This window comes from Amycolatopsis camponoti, from assembly GCF_902497555.1.
GTDB classification, from domain to species: domain Bacteria; phylum Actinomycetota; class Actinomycetes; order Mycobacteriales; family Pseudonocardiaceae; genus Amycolatopsis; species Amycolatopsis camponoti.
This window is the reverse complement of the sequence record NZ_CABVGP010000004.1, coordinates 272,226-290,574: the sequence shown is the minus strand read 5'-3', so window position 1 is coordinate 290,574 and position 18,349 is coordinate 272,226. Positions and strand designations below refer to the sequence as shown.

Annotated in this window: 19 protein-coding genes; 10 read left to right on the top strand and 9 right to left on the bottom strand. The window is 72.5% G+C overall.

What is annotated here, in order from left to right; genetic code table 11:
• Positions 1-60: 60 nt before the first annotated feature.
• The 5 genes from AA23TX_RS48325 (at position 61) to AA23TX_RS48305 (ending at position 3,970) form a co-directional block, all read left to right on the top strand.
• Entirely contained in the window at positions 61-447 is a 387-nt protein-coding gene (locus tag AA23TX_RS48325; protein ID WP_155549767.1) for an STAS domain-containing protein, read from the top strand.
• 89 nt (positions 448-536) lie between these two features.
• A complete protein-coding gene (locus AA23TX_RS48320) occupies positions 537-932 on the top strand; it encodes an ATP-binding protein (RefSeq protein WP_155549766.1) in 396 nt (131 codons plus the stop codon).
• The gene (locus AA23TX_RS48315; protein WP_230863139.1) at positions 925-2,553 is read left to right on the top strand and encodes a PP2C family protein-serine/threonine phosphatase; all 1,629 of its coding nucleotides are present in this window, start codon (positions 925-927) and stop codon (positions 2,551-2,553) included. The genes AA23TX_RS48320 and AA23TX_RS48315 overlap by 8 nt, the downstream gene beginning before the upstream one ends.
• Entirely contained in the window at positions 2,550-3,620 is a 1,071-nt protein-coding gene (locus AA23TX_RS48310; RefSeq protein WP_155549764.1) for a cobalamin B12-binding domain-containing protein, read from the top strand. Before AA23TX_RS48315 ends, AA23TX_RS48310 begins: the two co-directional genes overlap by 4 nt.
• Positions 3,617-3,970, top strand: a complete 354-nt coding sequence (locus AA23TX_RS48305) for an STAS domain-containing protein (protein ID WP_155549763.1) — start codon at positions 3,617-3,619, stop codon at positions 3,968-3,970. The genes AA23TX_RS48310 and AA23TX_RS48305 overlap by 4 nt, the downstream gene beginning before the upstream one ends.
• A 38-nt stretch (positions 3,971-4,008) precedes the next feature.
• Here AA23TX_RS48305 and AA23TX_RS48300 read toward each other — a convergent pair whose 3' ends face one another.
• A complete protein-coding gene (locus AA23TX_RS48300) occupies positions 4,009-4,761 on the bottom strand; it encodes an MBL fold metallo-hydrolase (protein WP_230863138.1) in 753 nt (250 codons plus the stop codon).
• Positions 4,762-4,799: 38 nt separating this feature from the next.
• Here AA23TX_RS48300 and AA23TX_RS48295 point away from each other — a divergent pair, with 38 nt between their 5' ends.
• A complete protein-coding gene (locus AA23TX_RS48295) occupies positions 4,800-5,177 on the top strand; it encodes a MerR family transcriptional regulator (protein WP_155549762.1) in 378 nt (125 codons plus the stop codon).
• Here AA23TX_RS48295 and AA23TX_RS48290 read toward each other — a convergent pair.
• The gene (locus AA23TX_RS48290; RefSeq protein WP_155549761.1) at positions 5,158-7,230 is read right to left on the bottom strand and encodes an MMPL family transporter; all 2,073 of its coding nucleotides are present in this window, start codon (positions 7,228-7,230) and stop codon (positions 5,158-5,160) included. The genes AA23TX_RS48295 and AA23TX_RS48290 overlap by 20 nt on opposite strands.
• A gap of 74 nt (positions 7,231-7,304) precedes the next feature.
• On the opposite strand from AA23TX_RS48290, the gene AA23TX_RS48285 reads away from it, so the two are divergent.
• The 3 genes from AA23TX_RS48285 (at position 7,305) to AA23TX_RS48280 (ending at position 8,422) form a co-directional block, all read left to right on the top strand.
• Positions 7,305-7,739 (top strand): MarR family winged helix-turn-helix transcriptional regulator, encoded by a 435-nt coding sequence (locus AA23TX_RS48285; protein ID WP_196425958.1) that lies wholly within the window; start codon positions 7,305-7,307, stop codon positions 7,737-7,739.
• A gap of 109 nt (positions 7,740-7,848) precedes the next feature.
• Positions 7,849-7,971: a hypothetical protein gene (locus tag AA23TX_RS50895; RefSeq protein ID WP_277875501.1), complete on the top strand. Its 123-nt coding sequence runs from the start codon at positions 7,849-7,851 to the stop codon at positions 7,969-7,971.
• A 142-nt stretch (positions 7,972-8,113) separates the two neighbouring features.
• Positions 8,114-8,422, top strand: a complete 309-nt coding sequence (locus AA23TX_RS48280; RefSeq protein WP_230863137.1) for a hypothetical protein — start codon at positions 8,114-8,116, stop codon at positions 8,420-8,422.
• A 61-nt stretch (positions 8,423-8,483) separates the two neighbouring features.
• Here AA23TX_RS48280 and AA23TX_RS48275 read toward each other — a convergent pair whose 3' ends face one another.
• The 5 genes from AA23TX_RS48275 to AA23TX_RS48255 all read right to left on the bottom strand — a co-directional run bounded on the left by AA23TX_RS48275 (position 8,484) and on the right by AA23TX_RS48255 (position 14,222).
• Complete coding sequence (locus AA23TX_RS48275) at positions 8,484-9,110, bottom strand: DUF4360 domain-containing protein (RefSeq protein ID WP_155549759.1); 627 nt, start codon at positions 9,108-9,110, stop codon at positions 8,484-8,486.
• A 182-nt stretch (positions 9,111-9,292) separates the two neighbouring features.
• Positions 9,293-10,156, bottom strand: a complete 864-nt coding sequence (locus AA23TX_RS48270; RefSeq protein ID WP_155549758.1) for a spermidine synthase — start codon at positions 10,154-10,156, stop codon at positions 9,293-9,295.
• Positions 10,156-10,515, bottom strand: coding sequence for an adenosylmethionine decarboxylase (gene speD, locus AA23TX_RS48265; RefSeq protein ID WP_155549757.1), 360 nt, complete (start codon positions 10,513-10,515; stop codon positions 10,156-10,158). The genes AA23TX_RS48270 and speD overlap by 1 nt, the downstream gene beginning before the upstream one ends.
• Positions 10,508-11,650, bottom strand: coding sequence for a type III PLP-dependent enzyme (locus AA23TX_RS48260; protein WP_155549756.1), 1,143 nt, complete (start codon positions 11,648-11,650; stop codon positions 10,508-10,510). The genes speD and AA23TX_RS48260 overlap by 8 nt, the downstream gene beginning before the upstream one ends.
• Positions 11,651-11,672: 22 nt before the next feature.
• Positions 11,673-14,222, bottom strand: a complete 2,550-nt coding sequence (locus tag AA23TX_RS48255) for a glutaminase domain-containing protein (RefSeq protein ID WP_155549755.1) — start codon at positions 14,220-14,222, stop codon at positions 11,673-11,675.
• Positions 14,223-14,491: 269 nt separating this feature from the next.
• Between AA23TX_RS48255 and AA23TX_RS48250 the strand changes: the two genes are divergently transcribed.
• Positions 14,492-16,090: an amidohydrolase gene (locus AA23TX_RS48250; protein ID WP_155549754.1), complete on the top strand. Its 1,599-nt coding sequence runs from the start codon at positions 14,492-14,494 to the stop codon at positions 16,088-16,090.
• Here the strand turns inward: AA23TX_RS48250 and AA23TX_RS48245 are convergent.
• On the bottom strand, positions 16,059-16,352 hold the full coding sequence (locus AA23TX_RS48245; protein WP_230863135.1) for a DUF1883 domain-containing protein: 294 nt from the start codon (positions 16,350-16,352) through the stop codon (positions 16,059-16,061). The two genes, AA23TX_RS48250 and AA23TX_RS48245, sit on opposite strands and share 32 nt — an antisense overlap.
• Positions 16,353-17,860: 1,508 nt before the next feature.
• Positions 17,861-18,349, bottom strand: a complete 489-nt coding sequence (locus AA23TX_RS48240) for a MarR family winged helix-turn-helix transcriptional regulator (RefSeq protein ID WP_155549752.1) — start codon at positions 18,347-18,349, stop codon at positions 17,861-17,863.

The following is an 18,349-nucleotide window of genomic DNA, read 5'->3' as shown; positions in this document are numbered from 1 at the left end:
TGCGACCGGAGCAGGTTGAGCCGCCAGCCCGCGTCCCCGATCCCCATTTCTGGAGCTTGCATGACCACCGACGCACTGCGGCCCCGGCATCGGTTCCGCGGTGACGGCTGGTCCGTGGACGTCCGCGAAGACGGCGACCTGGACATCTACACCCTGCGCGGCGAGTTCGACTTCGCGGTCTCACCGAAGCTCGACGAGGTGTTCCCGGCCGATCCCGGCGCCCGTCGCGTCGTGCTGGACATGGACGAGGCCGAATACTGCGACTCCAGCTGCCTGCAGGTCCTGCTGCGGCTGGCCGGCAGGCTGCGCGAGGCGGGCGGCAAGCTGGCCGTCGTGACGACCGTGCCCGCCGTCCTGCGGCCGATCGAGCTCCTGTGCCTCGGCGACGTCATGCCGGTGCGCCCGAGCCTCGCCGAGACGCTCGCGTCCTGGGACGGAGAAGCATGACGGCCTCGGATACCCGTGTGGGCGGGCCCGGATCCGGGCATCAGGACGGGGAGGGCTTCTCCCCGGAGCCCGGTACGGAGGAAGCGGACGTGAACCTGCGAGCGATCCGGCACGAGCTCGGCATCACCGCCGAGCTCACCGAGCTGGCGAAAGTCCGCCACTGGGTCCGCACGGTCCTGCGGGGACTCCCCGCGAGTGTCGTCGGCACCGCCGTCATGGTGGTGGACGAGCTGACGTCCAACGCGCTGCGCCACGGCCGCGCGCCCTACCACGTGCGCCTGCTGACCGGCGCCGCGAAGCTGCGGATCGAGGTCGACGACGGCGGGGGCGATCCGGCCCGCCGCCGCGCGCCGTCCGACCAGGGCGGGCGCGGGCTCCTGCTGGTGGAACGCTGCGCGGCGGCCTGGGGCCAGCTGCGCCGGCCCAGCGGCAAGACGCTGTGGGCCGAGCTGGCCACCGACGACCCCGCGGGCGCCCGTGGCTGACCCGGTGCGCACCGCGCGCAGGACCGCCGGCACCGGCGACCGGGGCTGGTCCGCCGCGCCCACGGCCGCGATCTGCGCCGACTCCGGTGGCGTCGTCCTCGCGCTCAACGAAGCCGCCCGCACGCTCTTCCCCGCGGCCGCGCCCGGCCGCGCCCTCACCGGCACGGTGGCGGACTGGCTGGTCCGCGCGCACGACGCCCGCGACGGCGAAGTCGTCCGCGGCGAGGTCGGCGAGCGGGCCTTCGCGGCCCACCCGATCCCGCACGGCGAGGCCGTGACGTGGTGGCTGGTCGACGAAACCGACGCCCGCGCCGCCCAGGACGCCCTGGCCCGGGAGCAGGAGCGGACCGCGTTCCTCAGCGACGCCTCGGCCGCGCTGCTGGGCTCGCTCAACCTGGAGCGCTGCATGGAGGTCGCCGCCCGGCTCGCCGCGCAGCACCTCGCCGACGCCGCCCTGGTCCTGGCGCCCACCACGAGCGGGAACTACCCCGCCGTCTCCTGCGTGCGCGGCGAGGAGCCGGCGCGGTCCCGGCTGGAGATCAACCCGGACGAGCTGCCCGGGCTCGGCGAGGCGCTGCAGGGCTTCCCGCCGGTGCCTTCGCGCTGGCTCGACCCGGACGCGGCACCCGGCTGGGTGCTGCCGGCGGGGTTCGGCCCGGTCGGTTCGATCGTCGTCACTCCCCTGCCCGGTCACGGCGTCCCCGCCGGCGCCCTGGTGCTGCTCCGCCGCGGCGATCGCGCCTCTTTCACCGACCAGGAAGAGCTCTTCGCGCGGCTGTTCGCGGCGCGGGCCGGCGCGGCGATGTCGGCGGCGCGCGTGTTCGCGCTGCAGGCGTCGATCACCGACACGCTGATGCGCGAGCTGCTCCCCCCGACCCTCGAGCAGCTCGGCGGCGTCGAGTTCGCCGGCCGCTACCGTCCGGCCCGCGACGGCGAGCGGATCGGCGGCGACTTCTACGACGTGCACCCGGCGTCCCCCGGCGAGGGTGACGAGTCGCTGGCCGTGCTCGGCGACGTCTGCGGCAAGGGCCTCGAGGCGGCCGTGCTGACCGGCAAGATCCGCACCACGCTGCGCGCGCTGCTCCCGATGGCCGGCGACCACCACGGCCTGCTGAGCCTGCTGAACCGCACGCTCGCCGACCGGCGTGACGCCCGCTTCGTCACGCTCGTGCTGGCCTCGGCGCGCCGCGAGGGCGCGACCGTCCGGCTGCGGGTCACCTCCGCCGGCCATCCGCCGCCGCTGATCGTCCGGGCCGACGGCCGCGTCGAGGAAGCCGACACCCGCGGCAGCCTGATCGGCGTGCTGCCGGAGATCCGGTCGACCAGCGCGGACGTCACGCTCGACCCGGGCGAGACGTGCCTGCTCTACACCGACGGGATCATCGAGGCCCGGGGCGGCCCGCTCGGCGACGAGATGTTCGGCGAAGAGCGGCTCCGGCGGTCGCTCACCGAATGCGCGAACATGCCGGCCGACGCCGTGGTCGAGCGGATCCACATGCTCGCGTCGCAGTGGATCGGCCGCGGTGCGCACGACGACACGGCCGTGCTGGCGATCACCGCCCCGCGGGGGCAGCACCTGGCCGCGGTCGGCGGCCACGGCCGCGGGAGGTACACCGCATGAGCACCCCCACCCGCGCCCCCGGGGTGGCCGAGCGCGCCGAGCGGCTCTGGGACGCCGTCACGACCGGCGACGAGTACGCCGCGGGCGACGTCGTGGTCAAGGCGCTCGACGACGGCGCCGACCCGGAGACGCTGCTGCTCGACGTGATCGGCGCGGTCCAGCGCCGGGTCGGGCAGGAGTGGGCGGCCAACCGCCTCACGGTCGCGCAGGAGCACGCGGCGACCGCGATCAACGACCGCGTCATCGCGACCTTCGGTTACGTGCTCAAGCGGCCGGAGCCGCACCTCGGCCGCGTCACCGTCGCCTGCGTCGACGGCGAGTGGCACGCGATGCCCGCCCGGCTGCTGGCCGAGGTGCTGCGGCTGCGCGGCTTCCGGGTCGACTACCTGGGCGCGCAGGTGCCCGCCCCGCACCTGGTCGCCCACCTGCACCGCACCGGTCCGGACGCGGTCGCGCTGTCCGGGTCGATCGCCACCCGGCTACCGACGGCGCACGCCACGATCACCGCGTGCCAGGCAGCGGCGACACCGGTGATCGCCGGCGGCGCCGCTTTCGGTCCCGACGGCCGGTACGCCCGGCTGCTCGGCGCCGAAGCCTGGGCCCCGGACGCGCGGTCGGCGGCCGACCGGCTGGCCGAGCCGCTGCCCCGGCCGTACACCGGACACCAGCCGCTCGACGACCTCCCGCACCTTGCCGACCAGGAGTACACGCTGGTCACGCGCAGCTCCGGCCGGCTCGTCAAGTCGGTGCTGACCGGGCTCGAAGAGCGCATCCCGGCCATGCGGTCCTACACCGACCTGCAGCGCCAGCACACGGCGGAGGACCTCGCGCACATCGTCGAGTTCCTGGCGACCGCGCTGTACGTCGGCGATGGCGAGCTGTTCACCGGGTTCCTGACCTGGACCGCCGGGATCCTCACCGCGCGAGGCGTCCCGGCGGCGTCGCTGGTGCCGGCCCTCGACCTGCTCGAGGCGGAGCTGCGCGACTTCCCGCGTGCCACCGAACTGCTCGGCACCGCGCGCACGCACTTGGCGGAGCCGGGCGCCGGATCGGAGCGGACGGCTTGATCAGTGGCTTGACGTGCACGTGGACCGCACCGGACGAAGCGACGGCCCGCGTCGCGATCGTCGGCGAGCTCGAGTTCGCCACGGCCGGGGCGCTGCTGCAGCTGGTGACCGACCGGCTGGCCGATCACCCGGCCGTCCGTGACGTGCGGCTCGACTGCGGTGAGATCGCCTTCTGCGACTCCTCCGGCCTGTCGACCCTGCTGCTGATCCACCGAGCGGTCACCGGCGCGGGTTCCCGGCTGCACCTGGACAACCGGCCGCCGTCGCTCGAGCGACTGCTGTCCCTCACCGGCACGACGGAGTACCTGACCGGCGAGGCCGCCGACTCACGCGCCCGCCGCGACTCCTAGCCGGTCCAGCTCCCACGGGTCGTGGGCGCTGAAGAGCGTCACCTCGCCGCCGTGCCGCCTCGCCAGCTCGCGCAGCCGCGCCTGCGTGCCCAGGCGCAGGTCGTGGTGGCCTCCGAACGGGTCTGGACGACGTCCAGCACCGGGTGCGGCTCCGGGTCGGCCGTCAGCTCGCGGTGGTAGTAGTACGCGTCCCCGCAGTGCAGCAGCCAGCGCGTGCCGTCGTGCACCGCGACCCCCGCGTGGCCCGCCGTGTGCCCGCCGAGCGGGACGAGCCGGATGTCCGCCGCGACGCCCGTCAGCGGCACCGAAGCGAAGCCGAACCAGTCGTCGCCGGCGGGCGGCTCGTAGGTCTCCCACTTCGGCCCGTGCGCCCAGTGCGCCGGCCGGTACCGGAAGCTCGGGGCCTCGGCCAGCGCCGCGTCCAGCTCCGCCGCGAGGACGTGGACCCGCGCGGCCGGGAAGTCGGGCAGGCCGCCGCAGTGGTCGACGTCGAGGTGGGTGACGACGACGTGCCGGACGTCTTCGGGCGCGAACCCGAGCCGCGCGACCTGCCGGACGGCCGTCTCGGCTTCGGCGAGCAGCGGCTGCGCCATGGTGACCCAGTCGCCACCCAAGGTGGCTTCGGGGTCGCGGACGTCGTCGAGGCCGAGGCCGGTCTCGACGAGCACGAGGCCGTCGTGCTCGGTCTCGGCGAGCAGGCAGTGGTTGACCGCGTGCGCGGCCGGCAGTCCGGGGGCTTCGATCTGCCGCACGGACCCGCAGTTGAGGTGGTGGATCATCATGGCCGTCATCGTCCGACTTGAACTACGCTTCAAGTCAAGGAGGCGCCATGACCCTGCTCGACATCGCCGAAGTCGCCGAGAAGTCCGGCCTGGCGCCATCGGCGCTTCGGTTCTACGAGAAGCGCGGGCTCGTCGAACCGGCCGGGCGCAACGGCCTGCGCCGCACGTACCACCCGGACGTCCTGAGCCGCCTCGATCTCGTGGCCTGCGCGCGTGGCGCCGGGTTCACGATCGCGGAGATCGCCCGGTTCCTCGTGGCCACGCCGAGCGACGACGCGCTGCGCGAGCGGATGGCGGTCAAGGCGGCCGAGCTCGACGACGCCATCGACCGCCTCACCCGCATGCGCGACAGCCTCCGCCACGCGGCGACCTGCGACCACGTGCCGCTGGTCGAGTGCCCGGACTTCAAGCAGGCGATTTCGTAGCTTTCGCCAGCTTCGACGGCCACCAGATCCGGCGCCCGACGTCGACGGTCAGCGCGGGCACCAGCAGCGACCGCACCAGGAACGTGTCCAGCAGGACGCCGAACGCGACGATGAACGCGATCTGGGCGAGGAACAGGATCGGGATCACCGCGAGCGCGGAGAACGTCGCGGCGAGCACCACGCCGGCCGAGGTGATCACGCCGCCGGTCAGCGACAGCCCGCGCAGCGTGCCGTCGCGGGTGCCGCGGGTCAGCGCCTCCTCGCGGACCCGCGTCATCAGGAAGATGTTGTAGTCGATCCCCAGCGCCACCAGGAAGACGAACCCGAACAGCGGCACGACCGGGTCCGCGCCCGGGAAGTCCAGGATGTGGTTGAACACCACGGCCGACACGCCCATCGTCGCCGCGAACGAGAGCACCACCGTCGCGATCAGCAGCAGCGGTGCGAGCAGCGCGCGCAGCAGCAGGGCCAGCACGAGGAAGATGACCAGCAGCACGATCGGGATGATCAGCGCGCGGTCGTGCTCCGAGGTCTTCTGCGTGTCGAGCTGGATCGCCGTCGGGCCACCGACCTTCGCGTCCGCGCCCGGGATCGCGTGCACGGCGTCGCGCAGCTTGCCGACGGTCGCGACCGCCGTTTCGGAGTCCGCCGGATCGTTCAGCACGGACAGGATCTGCACGCGGCCGTGCACGACCTTCGGCTTGCCGTCCGGTCCCGGCAGCGGGAACGACTGCGCGATTCCGTCCATTGTGGACGCTTTGAGCACGGCGGGCAGCGCACCGGCGTCGGCGACCGTGATCGCGGGTGCGCCGAGCCCGCCCGGGAAGTGCCGGCCGAGGACGTCCTGCCCGGTCCCGGACTCGACCTGGGTGAGGAAGACGTCGGACTGCGCGGTGCCGGACGCCTTGAGCTGCGGCAGGAACGCGACGCCGACGCCGAGGACGAGCGCCGTCACCACCCAGACCGCGCGCGGGCGCCGGCCGACCAGACCGGCCACGCGACCCCAGATCCCCGAGGTCTCCGGGTGCGGCGAGCCGAGCGCCGGCTTGAACGGCCAGAACGCACCGCGGCCGCAGAGGGCCAGTACGGCGGGCAGGAACGTGGTGGACGCCAGCAGCGCGGCGCCGATGCCGATCGCGGCGACGGGACCCAGGCCCTTGTTGGAGTTCAGGTCGCTGAACAGCAGGCACAGCACGCCGAGGATGACGGTACCGGCCGAGGCGGCGATCGGTTCGAGCGTCGCGCGCCAGGCGAGTTTCAGCGCGTCGAACCGGCTCGGCGTGTCCCGCAGCTGTTCCCGGAACCGCGCGACGGTCAGCAACGCGTAGTCGGTCGCCGCGCCGAAGACGAGGATCGAGAGGATGCCCTGGCTCTGGCCGTTGAGCGCGAGGACGTCGTTCTTCGCCAGCAGGTAGACGACGAGGCTGGCGAGCCCGAGCGCGAACACCGCCGAGAGCAGCACCAGGAACGGCAGCAGCGGGCTGCGGTAGACCACGATGAGGATGAGCGCGACGACCCCGCCGGCGACGAGCAGCAGGATGCCGTCGATGCCGCCGAACGCCTTCACCAGGTCGGCGATCTGCCCGGCCGGCCCGGTGACCAGCACGGTGAGCCCGGCCGGGGCGCCTTCGAGGTGCGCGCGGACCTCCTTGACGACGTCGGCGGGGTTGCCGTCGGCGAGGATCGGGACGGCCAGCTGTACCGCCTGGTCGTCGCGCGGCGCGTTCTCGGGTTTGCCGAGCGGACCGACGACGCCGGGGATGCCGCCCAGCTCGTGGGCCTTGGCGTCGAGGAACCGGCGGTCCTCGGCGGTCAGGCCGGTGGTGCGCTCGGCGACGACGGTCGCGGGCAGCACCTGGCGCGGCGTGAAGGCCTTCTGCTCGTCGGAGACTGCGGTGGCTTCGGCCGAGCGCGGCAGGAAGGCGGCGTTGTCGTTCTTCGCGACTTCGCTGAGCTTCCCGGCGAACGGCCCGCCGAACCCGCCCAGCCCCAGCCAGGCGATCACCAGGAGGGCGGGGATCAGCCAGCGGAGCCGGCGCGGCTTCTCGTTCATGGTCGCTAAGGTCCTTTCGAGGGCGAACACGCCCAATTGTTCAGCAAGCTGAACATTCTGCACGACGACCCGGAGTGACGGTGAGCACAACCCCCGAACCCGACCTGAGCACCTGGCCGACCGGCCGGCTGCTGGCGGTGGCCGCGCGCCTGGTGGAACACCGCTGGGCGGCCGTGCTCGACGGCATGGGGCTCACCCACGCGGGACTGATCGCGCTGCACACGTTGCGCGACGGGCCACTCCCCCAGCGGACGCTGGCCCAGCGGTGCCAGGTGACCGACCAGACGATGAGCCGCACGCTCGACCGGCTGGCCAAGGCGGGGTTCGTCACCCGGACGCCGGACCCGGCCGACGCGCGACGTCACCTGACCCGGTTGACCACGAAAGGGCGGTCGGCGCACGAACGGGCGGTGCGGGCCGAGCCGGCGTTGCTCGGCGTACTGGGCGAAGACGATGCGTTCCGAGCGGGACTGCTGGACGTGATCACCCGGCTGTCCACGGAAGAGTGACGGCGGGAATCGCGCGACTTCGCCCGCCCGCCAACGGAATCCGCGTCGTGATCACCCGGTTGCCGCATCGCGTGGTTGAGTTCTCGCGCGCCTGGGTAGGTGTTCTGTCATGTGGATCGCGGTGAGCACCCCAGTCGCCCTCCTGATCGCCACCGTCCTGATGGAGCGGTTCGAGCGACGATGCACCCTGGTGCCCGCCGCGGAGCCGGATCGCCCGGAAGCCGTTGGCTGACGCTTCCCCACCCTGGGTCAAGCACCGGGCTCGCCTCGCGTGTGATCCACGTCTCACTTCTGCTCGTCGAGAACCTCGGGCCCGCCCCGCGGCGACTGACGAAGCAGATCCGGCAAATCCCGGATCCGGGGAGGAGACCACCATGACCGCGAACGATCAGCCGCCGCCGAAGGGGGCCAGGGCCACCGTGCAGGTGAGCCCGAACCCGACGACCCGGCGCGGCCAGGAAGTGACCATCACGGGCAGCTGCGGGGGCGGCACCGGGCTGAAGTCCGTGCTCGGCGGCTTCCCGGAGCACCCGGCACTGGAGAACATCCGGATCATCGACGCCGGACCGGACCACTTCGTCGCCGAGGCGACCGTGTCGCAGCACATCGGCAACGGCGTCGGCCCGGTCTTCGTCGACTGCGGCGGCGAAGCCGGTGTGACACTTCTGGTCACGCACGTCTGACCCGAATGGGCCCGCTCACCGGGGTTCCGGTGAGCGGGCCATCCGGGAAATTCCGCCGAATTCAGCAGTTCTTCCACGCGAAGTGGTAAATCGTGTCGACACTCGCGTGCTCGGAATCCATTTCGATGTAACTCGTTCCGGAGGAGGTGCCCGCGTCCGCTCGCAGTTCCGCATTGATGTTCAGGTTGCGGTCCTCGCCGCACGGGGCGAACACCAGCGCCGCGACGTCGGTGACGTCGCTCGCCCGCCACACGCCGTGGAACGGGCCCGGGAACGTGTGCCGGACCCGCGCGGTGGGTGACGTCCCGGCGAAGTAGTAGTTGGCCTGTTCGAGCGCGCTCGCTCCGCTCTCGATGTGCGCGTAGCCGCGGTACTCGGCTTCGGCGATCGCGTACGTGAACCCTTGGGGCACATGGACGAGCACGTTGATCTGGCAGTTCTTCCGGGCGTCGAGCGCGGACGCGCCACCGCCGGCCTTGGCGGTGAAGTTCGTGTAGTGCACCGTGAACGACGTGTTGTCGGACGCGACGTCGGCCGACGCCGTGGCGGTGCCGGCCGGGCAGCCGGACCCGTTGATGGTCTTGATGTCGAGCGTGATCTTTTCGGTCGGAGCCGATGCCGCCCCCGAATCGACGGGTGCGGCGAGGGCGGACAGAATCATTCCGGCTACGACCGACATACTGAGCATGACGCTCCTCCAAATGGGCCACGGTGCCTTTTGATCACGATGATCGCGCGCGGAACGGATCGTAGCGCGATCGCAACCTTTTCGACGGCCACTGAACGGAGTAACACGACAACCCGGAGTACGGGAAATCCATTTCCCGCTATTTCACCCGGCCGCGGTTGTGCATATCGAAGAATCGACGGTCAGTGCTGGTCCAGACCAGTATCGCGGCGGAGCGAGTACGGCGGGGTCGCGCCGGCGAGCAGGGCGTCGGCGTCGAGGGTCGAAGCCTGACTCCCCCGCTCCGCGAACCGCCGGGCCACCAGCGCACCCGGCTCGTCGACGCGGTCCGCACGTCCGGAGAGGAAGGCCCACTCGTGCTCGTCGGAGCCGAAGTACAGCACCGTCGGGAACACCTCGCGGAACCGCCGCCACGACGCGAGCAGCGTCTCGTTGCGCCACAGCGTCGGACAGCCCGCCTGACAGGTCACCACGCCGCCGGGGGCCAGGAGCCGGGCGCACCGGCCGAGGAAGTCCGTGCCGTACAAGCGGTTGTGCTGCGCGTCCGGGTCGGTGTTCTCGTCCGGCAGGTCGATCACGACGACGTCGTAGGTGTCGCCCCGCGCTTCGGCCGCGGCCAGGAACGCCCAGCCGTCCTCGAAGGACACGCGGATCGGCCCGCCCTCGCGCGCGAGGTCCGCGGTCGTGTAGCCGTAGGGCAGGTGCTCCGCGCAGGCCCGCACCGCCTGCTCGTCGATGTCGACGTGGTCGACGTGGGTGGCGCCCGCGGCCACCGCCAGTTCGGAGGCGACTCCCTCGCTCGACCCGATGATCAGGACCCGCCGGACCTGCTCGGCCAGCAGCAGCGCGGGCACCATCAACGCCTCGTGGTAGACGAGCTGGCTCGCTTCGGTGCTCTGGCGTTCGCCGTCGCAGAACAGCGAAGTCCCCTGTGCGGTCTTCCCGATCAGCACTTCCTGGAACGGCGTGCGCGCGCTGAACACGACGTCGTCGACCTGCCAGACGCGGGTGAGGCCGGCGCCGACCGGTTCGTGGATCGTGGGCATCAGCGTTCTCCCCGGTGCAGGACGGACAGGTGGACCGAAGCGGCGTCCAGCGACTTCGCCAGCAACCGCACCGCGTACTCGGGGTCGGCGCGCTCGCCGCAGGTGAACACGTCGGCGAACAGCGACCCGTGCTCGGGATACGTGTGGACGGACGCGTGCGACTCGGCGAGCAGCGCGATCACCGTGGCGCCCTGCGGCGCGAACCGCTTCGCCACGACGTCGACGACCGTCGCGCCCGCCTCCGTCACGGCTGCCCGCAGCAGCTCCCCGAGCCGCGGGGCGTCGTCGAGCAGGCCCGGGTCGATGCCGTGCAGCTCGGCCAGCACGTGGCGCCCGGCGAACCGGCCGACCTCAGACATCACCCCACCGCCCGACGCACCGGGTGCGCAGCGGCTCGATGCCGTTGAACCCGACCGACGCGTAGCTCGCGGTGTAGGCCCCGGTACCCGGGACGTCAAGGCGGTCGCCGCTGCGCAGGGCAAGGGGCAGCTCGTACGGCGTCCGCTGGTAGAGGACGTCGTCGCCGTCGCAGGTCGGCCCGGCCAGCACCACCGGCCCGGTGGGGCCGCCGAGCGGGCCGACCGGCTCGAACCGGTAGGCGATCGCCTCGTTCTCGGCTTCGGCGAGGCCGTTGTAGCGGCCGATGTCGAGGTAGACCCACCGGCGCTCGCCGCGCCGCGCGACCAGCACCACCTCGGTCCGCAGCAGGCCCGCGTCCGCGACGAGCACCCGGCCGGGCTCCAGCATCAGCTCGGGCCGGTCCTCGGGGAAGTACGTGTCGAGGGCCGAGGCGATCGTCGTCGCGTACGCGGCCAGCGAAGGAACCGCCGCGCGGTGCGTGGTCGCGAAGCCGCCGCCCAGGTTGAGCCGCGTCATCGCGACCCCCTGCGCCTCGGCCTCGGCGAAGAGCTTCGCCGCCGTGGCGATCCCGATCTCCCACGCGGCGACGTCCGGCTGCTGCGACCCGACGTGGAAGGCGATGCCGGGCCGCAGCCCGAGCGCCGCCGCGCGCAGCACCAGGTCCAGGGCCTCGGCGGGCTCGCAGCCGAACTTCCGGCCGAAGGGCGTCACCGAGTCCGGCGCGTCGAGCACGACGCGGATCGACACCGCCGAGCCCGGCGCGTACCGGCCCAGGTGGTCGACGTCGGCAGGCGCGTCGGACGTGAACTCCCGGACGCCGCGTTCGAAGGCGAAGGCGATGTCCCGGGGCTTCTTGATCGGGTTGCCGTAGGCGAGGTCGGCCGGGGCCGCGCCGCGCTCGAGGCACAGGGCGAGCTCGGCGGGCCCGGCGACGTCGAAGCCGATCCCGGCCGCCACCAGCGCGTCGAGCACCGGCGGCGCCGGGTTGGCCTTGACCGCGTACCGGATCAGCGCACCGGGGAACGCCGAACGGACCTCACGCGCCCGGTCGGCGACGACATCGGTGTCGACGACCAGGCACGGGGTCGGGGGGTTCCGCTCGTCGAGGAACCGGCGAAGCGAGTCGGCACGCACGTCGCCAGTGTCGCAAACGGAGTCAGACGAACCGCCACAGGTGGTCCGGTGACCCGTTGTCGACCCACTGGGTCACCTGCGCGCCGTCGGCGGTGGACTGCTGGTCGACCGCCATGACCTTGCCGCTGCGGACGTTGACGAGCTTCGACCAGCCACCGCCGGCGTCGACGATCCGCCAGTTGTGGTCGGGCGTGCCGTTGTCCTGGAACTGCTGCACGTGGGCGCCGTCGTCGAGGCTCTGGTCGTGGACCGCCAGGATCTTGCCGCTGTTGCGGTTGACGATCCGGACGGTGCCGTCGCCGTTGTCGACCACGGCCCAGAGGTGGTCGGCGGTGCCGTTGTCCGCCCACTGCGTGACCTCGGCGGTGTCGGCCAGCGACATGTTCGACACGGCCAGTACCTTGCCCGAGCGCTGGTTCTGGAGCTTGCGCCACACCGTTGCCGACGCCGCCGGGCGCGTCAGCAGGGCCAGGTAGCCCCCGGCGACCGGGCGGGCCTGGAAGCCGCGCTGGGTGGCGTCGGCGACGACGTACCAGTCGCTGAACGGCACCCGCTGCGGTGTCGTGGTCGCGTAGCTGTACACGCCTTCGACCAGGGTGTTCCGGATGTTCGGCTGGTCGGTGAGCCAGGCCGCGGTCCACAGCTCCCAGTCGGCCTTCGTGTAGTTGTTGCGCGGGTCGAGCAGGACGCCGTGGGCGCCGGCGCGGCCCTGATACCAGGCGGCCTCCTGCGCGGCGACGCCCAGCGGGACCAGGTCGAGGCCGAGCACGCGGTCGGCGAAGCCGTTGTACTTCAGGCTCCACGTGCCCGGCTGGTCGTAGGCGAGCTTGAGGTGCTGGTTCGACGAGTCCTGGGCGAGGGTCACCCACTGGCTGACGTAGCCGCGGGAGGTCGACCGGTAGCGCTGGGCGTCGGCGGTGTTGCCGACGGCCGCCGCGATGGCGCCCATCGCGCCGACGCCGATGATGCCCTTGAGCGCGAGGTTGGCGCTGTGCGCGATGAACCCGGTGAAGTCGTCGGTCTGGTTCTGGAAGCCGGGGTCGAGGGTGTTCCCGACCAGGTACTCGGCCCACTGCCGCAGGATCCGGTAGTGGGTGGTCGCGAAGGCGTTCGCCTCCGCCGACGGGAGCCGCTGCACGAGGGCGGCGGCCATGATCAGCATGTTGGCCGACTCCTCGACCGGCATGCTCTCCTCGTTGCCGTCGTTGTGGCCGGTCGCGTCCGGGTAGTGGGTGCCGAGGTCGTGCTCGGCGAACTGCATCGGCCAGCCGCCGCGCTCGGCGTAGTCGAGCAGCGGCTCCAGGATCAGCCGCAGGTAGGCCGGGGAAAGGTAGAGGTAGGCGGGGAACGCCGGGTAGGTGACGTCCACTGTGGACATATTGCCGTTGGAGGAGATCTCCTTGAGGAAGCCCCAGGGCGCGCCGCCGCGGTCGACGAGCTCGGTGGCGCCGAAAGCCTGGCGCAGGGCCAGCGCGCAGATCCCGGCGTAGTGCTCGCCGGTGGTCCCGCCGCCGGCCGCGGCGACGGCGTCGTCGCGCAGCCGCTGGTCGATCGCGGTCGCGGCGGACAGCGCGCTCGCGTAATCGTTGCCGAACCAGACCGCCATGTCCTGCCAGCTGCCCCAGTAGTGCGTCCACCAGGGGCGCAGCTCGGTGCCGAGGTAGCGGACGGCGGGCGTGCGGACGTGGCCGATCGAGAGCGTGAACGGCGCCGACGAGCCACCGGCCGGGATCGTGCCGAGGTTCTTGTTGAAGGCCAGCACCGGCCAGCGGTCGTTGATCGCGCGCGGCTGCGCGGTGTCGCTGGTGTTCGGCAGGGCACCCTGACCGGCCGACGCGGCGCGCACGACGGTGTCCTGCCCGATCTGCCAGCTGACGCCGGACGTCGGGGCCGCGACCACGAGCGAGCCCCAGCTCGCCTGGTCGCCGTTCTCCTGCAGCACACCGGGGCTCGCCGGGGTGCAGCTGAGGAGCGTGTAGCCGCCCGACTGCTGCTGGGTCCAGGTGACCGGGGTCGCGGTGTTGCCGTGCACCCACTCGGCGGAGGTGTCGAAGTGCAGGTCGACGGCGTGCGCGCGGCCGTCGGCGCTGGCGGCCTGGATGGTCACGTAGCCGAAGGGCACGCACTGGCGCTGCAGGTTGGCCGGGTCGACGGGCGAGAAGAACGTGACGGTCAGGTTCACGCCGCCGCCGGTGAGGACGTAGGTCGAGCGGGTGCCGGTGACCTGCAGGCTGACCTGCGTCATCGGGGTGAGAGCGGGCCCGGACGGCAGCCCGGGCGAGCCGGCGAAGACGTAGGCGGTTCCGTCGACGCGGGCGAGGCCGCACAGCGCGGTGACGTGCCCGGTCCAGAAGCTCGACCAGGTGCCGGGGAGGTTGTCGGCGGCCTGCCAGGTGGACAGGTACGGCGAACGGACGATCAGCGGGGTGGCGGGCGGCCGGATCGGGCTGAAGGTACCCGCGGCGGCGACCGCGCCGGGCAGCCAGAGCGCCGCGGCGACGGCGGCGGCCGAGCCCCCGGCGAGCCGGAGCAGGTCCCGGCGGGTCAGGTGAGCGCGTTCTCGGGAGGACATCGGTGGCCCCTTCCACGGCGTACGAGCCGGTGCGGGGATAACTTTTACATCGTTGGTACAACGTTGTAAATCCGCCGTTGGTCGGTGTGTGAATCTTTTGCGGACCACCGGAGACGCAGGTCCGGTGCGGATTCCGGCGCCGCACCGGCCGGGTCGCCGGCCCGCGATGTCCTGAATGCGTCGTTACCGATGCCGAGACTCATTCACGACAGCCCGAAACGTCCGCGCACCAGCCGACTCGGGCCCGCCGATGCGGGAAGATCGGTGTCATGCACGCCGACCTCGTCTTCACCCGCGGCCCCGTGCTCACCCCCGGCGGACGGGCCGGGTTCGCGGCCGTCCGCGGCGATCGGATCGTCGCCGTCGGCGATGATCCGGGGCCGCTGATCGGCCCGCGCACCGACGTCGTCGACCTGCGCGGCCGCCTGCTGCTGCCCGGCTTCCAGGACGCGCACGTGCACGCCGTCGGCGGCGGTGTCGAACTCGGCCGCTGCGACCTCACCGGCGCAAGCACCATCGTGAGCTGCCTCGACGCCGTCGCCGCGTACGCCAGGGCGAACCCGCGGCTCGCCTGGCTCACCGGCAGCGGCTGGTCGCTCGACATCTTCGCGGGCGGTCTCCCCCACCGCCGGCTGCTCGACGCCGTCGTGCCGGAAAGACCGGTCGTCCTGGTCAACCGCGACCACCACGGCGCCTGGCTGAACAGCGCCGCGCTCGCCCGCGCCGGAATCACCGCGGACACGCCCGACCCGCCCGACGGCCGCATCGAGCGCGATGCCGACGGTGCCACCGGCGTCCTGCAGGAAGGCGCGATGGACCTCGTCACGCGGCTGCTGCCGCCGGTCACCGAGACGGAGCAGCTCGCCGGGCTGCTGCGGGCGCAGCGGCTGCTGCACTCGCTCGGCGTCACCGCCTGGCAGGACGCGCTGCTCGGCGAGTACGGCGGCATGCCCGACCCGTCGCGCGCGTACGCCACCGCGTCGGAACGCGGCCTGCTGACCGCGCGGGTCACGGGCGCGCTCTGGTGGGACCGCACCCGCGGCGCCGACCAGCTCCCGGACCTCCTGGAGCGACGGGAGTCGTTGCGCGCCAGCGGTTTCCGCGCGAGCACCGTCAAGATCATGCTGGACGGCGTCGCCGAGAACCACACCGCGTCCCTGCTCGGCCCGTATCTGCGCACCGGCCACAGTGGACTGAGCTTCGTCGACCCCGTGGCGCTGCGCGAGTACGTCACGCTCCTCGACGCGCACGGCTTCCAGGTGCACTTCCACGCCCTCGGCGACCGCGCGGTGCGGGACGCGCTCGACGCCGTCGAGGCCGCGCGCGCCGCCAACGGCGCGACGGATCACCGGCACCACCTCGCGCACCTGCAGGTGGTGCACCCCGACGACGTCCCGCGGTTCGGCCGGCTCGGCGCGACCGCGACGATCCAGCCGCTGTGGGCCGTGCACGAACCGCAAATGGACGAGCTGACCATCCCCTTCCTCGGTGCCGAACGGGCGTCGTGGCAGTACCCGTTCGGTGCCCTGCTGCGGTCCGGGGCCACGCTGGCCGCCGGGAGCGACTGGCCGGTGAGCAGCCCCGACCCGCTGCAGGGCATCCACGTGGCGGTGAACCGGATCCCGTACGGCGAAGACGTGCCCGCGTTCCTACCCGGGCAGCGGATCGACCTCGCTGCGGCGATCACCGCGTACACGGCGGGCTCGGCCTACGTCAACCACCTCGACGACACGGGCGCGATCCGGCCCGGCCACCGCGCCGACCTCGTGGTGCTCGACCGCGACCCCTTCGCGGGCCCCGGCTCGGAAGCCGGGGCCGCGAAGGTCGCGATGACGTTCACCGGGGGCCGGTGCGTCCACGAGCCATGACAGCCGGCTCCGGCTCGACGCTCACCCGCGGGCGCAGGGGCAGGTTCTCCAGCCCCTCGACGTCCAGCACCAGGAACCAGTGCGCGTTGGCCGGGATGTGGATCTTGAACATCGGTGCGGTGGCCACCCCGCCGTGCATCCGGTAGTACTGCCGGCGCCGGTAGGCCTGGAGGTTGACTTCCGTCAGGAGCCTGACGTTCGCCATCGCCTCCAGCCGGATGGTGACCACCGCGTCTCTTCGCAGCTTTCCGAGATCGAACACAGTCGCTTCCATTTCGCCCCTATTCACGTGTGGATGGTGCTTGCTTCCGGTGGTCGCGGGCAGCGCTGATCGCGCCGCGAACGCGACGGGAGAAGGTGCGGGGCGGGCTCAGCCGGGGCCGGTACCCGGTTCGCAGGCCCGCCAGAGCGGGACGAAGACCCCGTGCGACGGCGTGAACGCGTGAGTGGCGCGAGGGCCGTGGCCGGGGGTCAGGAAGGCCGGCGGGACGGTGGGGGCGGTCCCGCAAGCAGCATCTTCGGGGGCCGGCGACCGGGGTGCCGGAACGTTCCCCGGGGCGTGGGCCGGCGGTGGTGAGGGGGTGGCGTGGAGTGTGGGGTGTTTGTGGTGCCGGAGCTTTGCCGCGGCGGGCCCGGCGGTCTCGGCGGCCGGGACGGGCCGGGTGCCGGTCCGGGCCGTCACGGTCAGCCGGGCGGCTTCAGGTACGTCGGCGGAGGTTTCCTGTTGCGGGGGCAGGGTTTTCGCTTGGCGGGCCGGCCGGACCGCCGGTTCGGCGGGGTTCGGAGTGGAAGGGTCGGCCGTGCCGGACGCCGGCGGGACGGTCGGCTGGACCCCGGGGGCCAGGGCATCGCCGACGGGCTCCGTCACGGGGCCGACGACGGGGTCGACCACGGATGTGGTGGCGTGGAAGATCGGTGCGAGAACAGGTTCGACGGAACGCACGACCGGCTCGGCAACCGGAGCGATGGGCTGAAGGAGCTGCGAGACCGGCTTGACGACGGGTGCGGCGGCGCGGACTACTTGCGATACCGGCTCGAGTATCGGAGCAGTTGCCCGCACGGCTCGCGAGACTGGTTCGAGCACCGGAGCGGCGGCCTGCATGACGGGTTCAACGACCGGCCCGACAGCGCGCACTACCTGCGAGACCGGCTCGAGCACCGGAGCAGCGGCCCGCACCACGGGCCCAACAACAGGTCCGACACCACGCACTACCCGCGAGACCGGCTCAACTACCGGGGCAGCCGCCCGCACCACGGACCCAACAACAGGCCCAGAAGCACCCGCGACTTGCGATACCGGCTCGAGTGCCGGGGCAGCCGCCCGCACAACCTGCGACACCGGCTCAACCACCGGAGCACCCACAACCCGCGCCACCGCAGGAGCCCCCTCCGGCCCCGCACCGGCCGCGACGCCCGGCGACGGCCCTCCGAGGACCCCCGCCACCACCTGGTCGATCGGGTTCACCTCGCGCGTCGCGGCCTGGGCGTCCCCCGATGCCCACCACGACAGCAGCCAAAGACCCGCCACCGCTCCGGCCAGCAGCAGCAAGCGCCGGGCGGCGGTTGTCACGACGCCCTTGTCGCTTGGCCTGGCCACGGTCGGCGAACCTCCAGAGTGCGAGAAGCAGGTCTATGACCTACCCTCCAACGCCCGTCCCCACACCCGCGCTACGCGCCGGCTGTCGCTACCACTCGACCGGCCTAGTTCTTTTGTGTCACCACTCCTGAGTACGCCGCCAGGTGGCGGAACCCCCTGGCCCGGTCGCTGAATCAGGGCTCCTGGGAACGTCGCTGGGACGACAACGCACCCAACGCCGACACCCCGTGCTGGAGCCCCTCGCGGAACGTCGCGCGCTGACCCGGGCTCAGGTCCGCGAGCAGCGCGTCCTCCACCTCCGCCACCGCCGGTGTGCAGTCGGCCAGCAGGCGGTGCCCGGTTTCGGTCAGGCCGGCCAGCAGGACGCGCCGGTTGTCCGGCTTGGGGGTCCGCGCGATCAGCCCGCGCTTCTCCAGCGCCAGCACCATCTCGTGCATCGTCTGCGGACGCAGGAACGAGCGCCGCGCCAGCTGGGCCGACGACAGCGCGCCACTGGCTTCGAGCACCGTCAGCGCGGTGTACTGCAGCGTCGTGAGACCGAGCGGCCGCAGCGCGTCGTCGAGCAGCGCCCTGATCACCAGCTCCAGCCGTTTGACCAGGTAGAGGGTCAACGGCGGGCCGGCGGGCTGCTGCTCCGCGGAGGTGCTCACGGGCTCAATCAT